The sequence below is a fragment of the Streptomyces sp. SID11385 genome (assembly GCF_010548245.1).
Lineage (GTDB): Bacteria > Actinomycetota > Actinomycetes > Streptomycetales > Streptomycetaceae > Streptomyces.
In genome coordinates this window covers 1-3,612 of record NZ_JAAGLR010000150.1, presented here as the reverse complement: position 1 = coordinate 3,612, position 3,612 = coordinate 1, and the positions used below count along the sequence as shown (strand labels likewise).

Here is a 3,612-nt window from a genome sequence, read left to right as displayed (position 1 = left end):
GGGGCGGTGGCGGCACGGGGCGCGCTCCGCGCGGGGACGCCCGGCCGCGCACGCTCGCGGGCGGGGTCGTGCAGGGCGATCCGCGACTGGTCACCAAGATCCTGATCGCGCTCAACCTCGCGGTCTTCCTGCTCGTGCAGGCGGTCCCCGATCAGCAGCGGCTCCTCGACGACCTGGAGATGATCGGGCGGGCGCTCCCCTACTCCGGCGCCGACCACCTCGTGGGGGTCGCGGAGGGCGAGTGGTACCGACTGCTCACCGCCGCCTTCCTGCACCAGGAGATCTGGCACATCGGGGTCAACATGCTGAGCCTGTGGTTCCTCGGCCCGGCCGTGGAGACGATGCTCGGGCGGGCCCGTTTCCTCGCGCTCTACCTGATCGCGGGAGTGGGCGGCAGCGTCGCCTGCTACCTCTTCGCGGCCCCGAACCTCGCTTCGCTCGGCGCCTCCGGCGCGATCTTCGGTCTCTTCGGCGCGACCGGCATCCTCGTGCTGCGCGTCCGCGCCGACGTCCGGCCCTTCGTCGCGCTGCTCGTGATCAACCTGATCATCACCTTCGGCTGGAGCAACATCGCCTGGCAGGCCCACATCGGTGGCCTCGTCGTCGGCACGCTCGTCGCCGCCGGGCTCGTGTACGCGCCGCGCCGGCACCGGGCCCTCGTGCAGTGGGGGACGTGCGCCGTCGTCCTCGTCGGCCTCGTCGTCTGCGTCCTCGCCCGTACCGCGGCGCTGACCTGAGCCGCCGACCTGCCCCACACCGGAACCCCTCACCTGAGCGGGCCGCCGCTCCCAGTTATGCACAGGTGTTCGAATGTTCGGGCCGAGTTGTCCACAGCTCGTACACGGGAAGAGGTGCGGGGTGTGGGTTCGGTGCGGGGTTCGCGAGTCGTCCCGCGTCGTACCGGCTGTGACCTGCGGTTTCGACGGCAGATCCCCGATGGCCCCGCATTCGAACACGCGCGCTAGAGGGGCCCGGGGGTGCTCTCGGCAGTCATACCGGCGTCAACTCTCCGAGAGTTATCCACAGATCGTCTGAACTTTTCCCCAGTGTGGATAGCGCTGTGGATAACTCAGGGCAGGGCTTCCGCGGTGGCGGGTCCGCGGGCATGCCGAAGACCGGAGTCCCGGTGGATCGGGACCCCGGCCGGTACGGCCCGCGCGCTACTTCCAGCGGGTCGAGACGCCGAAGCCCGCGGCGATGAAGCCGAAGCCGACGAGGATGTTCCAGTTGTCGAGCGAGTCGATCGGCAGACTGCCGTCCGTCACATAGAAGACGACGATCCAGGCGAGCCCGAGGGCGAACATCGCCAGCATCAGCGGGGCGACCCAGCTTCCGTTGCTGAGCTTGACCGTCGTGGCCTGCTGCTTCGCGGCCGGCGGCGGCGTGTAGTCGGCCTTCTTGCGGATACGGGACTTCGGCACGAGGGGGCTCTCCTGTCGATGCGCTGTTCGGTGCGGAGCCGTGCGAGGCCGGCCGCAAGGAACGGGGCGGGCGCTCTTCGGGCGCTCGGGCGGACCCCGGGGCCCTCCGGGCGTCCGTTAGCGTAGTGCTTCCACGGCGCCGAAGGAGATCAGGGTACGTTGAGCAATTCTGCCGACTCCCCCCCGAAGCGATCCAGCCCCGGAGGCCACGGGTTCCGCTTCCGCCCCGCGAGAATCCTCACGCTCGCGGTCTTCGCCCTCGCCGGGCTGATCTTCTTCACGAGTTTCCACACCGCGCGCGGCACCAACATCCGTACCGACGCCTCGCTCCTCAAGCTCTCCGACCTCATCAAGGAGCGCAGCGACAAGAACGGCGACGCCGAGCACGAGAACACCGCGCTGCGCCGCCGCGTCGAATCGCTCGCCGCCCGCGACGACGGACGCAGCGAGGCCGAGGACAAGCGGCTGACCCGGATCGAGGACAGCGCGGGCACGCGCCCCGTCCGCGGCAAGACCGTCTCCGTCACGCTCCAGGACGCGCCGCCCGACGCCGGGCCCAAGCTCCCTGGCTACCCGGAGCCGCAGCCCAACGACCTCGTCATCCACCAGCAGGACCTCCAGGCCGTCGTCAACGCGCTGTGGCAGGGCGGGGCGCGCGGCATCGAGGTCATGGGCCAGCGGCTCATCTCCACGAGCGCGGTGCGCTGCGTCGGCAACACCCTGATCCTCCAGGGCCGCGTCTACTCGCCGCCCTACAAGATCACCGCCGTCGGTGACCCCGACAAGCTGCGCACGGCCCTCTCGGAGTCCACCGCGATCCAGAACTACATGCTCTACGTCAACGCCTACGGGCTCGGCTGGAAGGCCGAGGACGAGGGCACCAAGACCCTCCCGGGGTACACGGGCACGGTGGACCTGCACTACGCGCGGCCGGTCGACTGAGGCCTCGCGCGGGGTACGGAGTCAACGGGCGAGCCCCGCAGGGTAAAGAACAACCTCGCGCCGCACCAAGGCTTTCCGCAGCACGCCCACGCGGTGGGCCCGCGTCCCTTTAGGCTGGGGCCGCACCCCCGCGCCTTCGGGAAGGCCGGGGGGACGGCCGGGAACGGCAGAGCGACAAGAGCGACACGGACGAGGGCAGGGGCGGCGCGGCACATGTACGGGTGGATCTGGCGGCATCTGCCGGGCAACGCGTGGATCAAGGCGCTTCTCTCGCTCGTCCTCGCCCTCGCCGTGGTCTTCCTTCTCTTCCAGTACGTCTTCCCGTGGGCGGAGCCGCTGCTCCCCTTCAACGACGTCACCGTCGACCAGGGAATGCGAGCCGCCCGATGACCACCGCCCCCGCCCGTCGTGCGAGCCGGGTGCTCGTCGTCGACAACTACGACAGCTTCGTCTTCAACATCGTCCAGTACCTGCACCAGCTCGGCGCCGAGTGCGAGGTGCTGCGCAACGACGAGGTGAGCACCGCCGACGCCGATCCCGCGCGTTACGACGGCGTGCTGCTCTCCCCGGGCCCCGGCACTCCCGAGGAGGCCGGGGTGTGCGTCGAGATGGTGCGGCACTGCGGTGCCACGGGACTGCCGGTCTTCGGGGTCTGCCTCGGGATGCAGTCGATGGTCGTCGCGTATGGCGGCGTCGTGGGCCGGGCCCCCGAGCTGCTGCACGGGCGGACCTCCGAGGTGCTGCACGAGGGCGGCGGCGTCTTCGCCGGGCTCCCCTCGCCCTTCACCGCGACGCGCTACCACTCGCTCGCCGCCGAGCCCGCCGAACTGCCCGAGGTCCTTCAGGTCACCGCGCGGACCCGCGACGGGATCATCATGGGCGTACGGCACCGCGAACTTGCCGTCGAGGGCGTGCAGTTCCACCCGGAGTCGGTGCTCACCGAGCACGGGCACCTCATGCTCGCCAACTGGCTCACGGCCTGCGGCGACACGGCCGCGGTCGGCCGCTCGGCCGGGCTCGCGCCGGTGGTGGGCAGGGCCTCGGCGTGACCGCGCTGCGGCCCGAGCACGAGACGGGACGCGAGCCGGGGGCGCCGTTAACGGACACGCCGGTCATGGGCACGCCCGTACTGCCGGAGGCGGTGGCAGGGGACGAGGCGGCCGTACGGGGCGGGGCGGCGGCAGGCGACGAGGCGACGATGGCCCTGCGGCTGCCCGGGAACCTCGCCGACGCCCGTACGGCGATATCC

General features: G+C 71.0%; 5 protein-coding genes. 4 read left to right on the top strand and 1 reads right to left on the bottom strand.

The features are described from left to right. The coding region (locus G3I42_RS04885) for a rhomboid family intramembrane serine protease (protein WP_164282696.1) at positions 1–737 on the top strand (737 nt) is incomplete at its 5' end. A 423-nt stretch (positions 738–1,160) separates the two neighbouring features. Here the strand turns inward: G3I42_RS04885 and crgA are convergent. Further along, a complete protein-coding gene (gene crgA / locus G3I42_RS04880; protein ID WP_030996046.1) occupies positions 1,161–1,421 on the bottom strand; it encodes a cell division protein CrgA in 261 nt (86 codons plus the stop codon). 159 nt (positions 1,422–1,580) lie between these two features. Here crgA and G3I42_RS04875 point away from each other — a divergent pair, with 159 nt between their 5' ends. The 3 genes from G3I42_RS04875 (at position 1,581) to G3I42_RS04870 (ending at position 3,412) form a co-directional block, all read left to right on the top strand. Further along, a complete protein-coding gene (locus G3I42_RS04875) occupies positions 1,581–2,363 on the top strand; it encodes a DUF881 domain-containing protein (RefSeq protein ID WP_164282694.1) in 783 nt (260 codons plus the stop codon). A 213-nt stretch (positions 2,364–2,576) separates the two neighbouring features. Then, a complete protein-coding gene (locus tag G3I42_RS36830; RefSeq protein ID WP_203606375.1) occupies positions 2,577–2,753 on the top strand; it encodes a hypothetical protein in 177 nt (58 codons plus the stop codon). Next, entirely contained in the window at positions 2,750–3,412 is a 663-nt protein-coding gene (locus G3I42_RS04870) for an aminodeoxychorismate/anthranilate synthase component II (protein ID WP_164282692.1), read from the top strand. Before G3I42_RS36830 ends, G3I42_RS04870 begins: the two co-directional genes overlap by 4 nt. Positions 3,413–3,612 lie beyond the last annotated feature (200 nt).